Annotated in this window: 1 protein-coding gene; it reads right to left on the reverse strand. The window is 42.8% G+C overall.

All coding sequences use genetic code 11. The features are described 5' to 3' along the window. On the reverse strand, positions 1-610 hold a 610-nt coding region (locus NL42_RS18740), incomplete at both ends, for a fimbria/pilus outer membrane usher protein (RefSeq protein WP_461313895.1).

Raw genomic sequence — 610 nt, forward strand, 5'->3', positions numbered from 1 at the left:
ATCCAGAAGATCGACTTCAAGCTTGTTTTGCTTTAATAGGTTTGAAATAAATACTTCACCGTCGTAGCCAACTACACCATCTTGTTGCCCATTAATTCGAACCGTATAACCCGGTAATAAAGGTGAATTGTTCGCATCAACAAGTTTCACTAATCCTGAAATGACCTGATGAGCGCCGAAGTCAATAAGGCCACCTTGGCGATAACCTACAACTGTTTTTTGATCTGTAGATTTCACGCTCCAATTCAAAGGCAGATATGATGGATCTAAATAAATATGGTTTTCTTTATATGGCATAAGACTAGGAATCAGAAATCTTCCAGAATTATCAGTTACGCCCAAGTTGATTCCGCCATTTATAATTTGGCTTTGTGGCCCAGCATTGGTCACAACTGCGTAGCCGTCTCCAATTTCATTGGCTGCAAAGATTCGTCCTGCTGCTGCAACCAACGATCCTGTCGCTGAAAGTGCAACTTGGTCGTTATCTCCAATTCGGTTATATCGACCTGTCAGGTAAGCTGCGCGAGCACGGTAAGAGCCATAAATTGAAGCATTGTTTTGATCCGCATCCTGATCACGTTCAACATAGCCTCCCCATCCAAATGAGCCG

The organism is Acinetobacter sp. GN11 (assembly GCF_054823985.1).